This window comes from Mesorhizobium sp. M8A.F.Ca.ET.161.01.1.1, from assembly GCF_004792105.1.
Lineage (GTDB): Bacteria > Pseudomonadota > Alphaproteobacteria > Rhizobiales > Rhizobiaceae > Mesorhizobium.
The window spans coordinates 1-293 of record NZ_SRTD01000434.1 but is presented as its reverse complement, the minus strand read 5'-3'; the positions used below and the strand labels follow the sequence as shown (position 1 = coordinate 293).

Here is a 293-nt window from a genome sequence, read left to right as displayed (position 1 = left end):
GTTCGTGAAGCCGGCCAACCAGGGTTCGTCGGTGGGCGTGAGCAAGGTCAAGGATGCGGCGGGCTTTGCCGAGGCGCTGGCACTGGCACTTCGCTACGACCACAAGGTGCTGGTGGAATCGGCAGTGGTCGGCCGCGAGATCGAATGTGCGGTGCTGGGCAACGCGCAACCTCAGGCCAGCCTGTGCGGCGAGGTAGTGCTGCACGACGAGTTCTATGCCTACGACACCAAGTACATCAACGAAGATGGCGCCGACGTGGTGGTACCGGCCGATATCGATGCCCTCACGCAGG

General features: G+C 63.5%; 1 pseudogene. It reads left to right on the top strand.

What is annotated here, in order from left to right:
• Positions 1-293: pseudogene (locus EN804_RS36420) on the top strand (D-alanine--D-alanine ligase A); the annotation flags it as partial.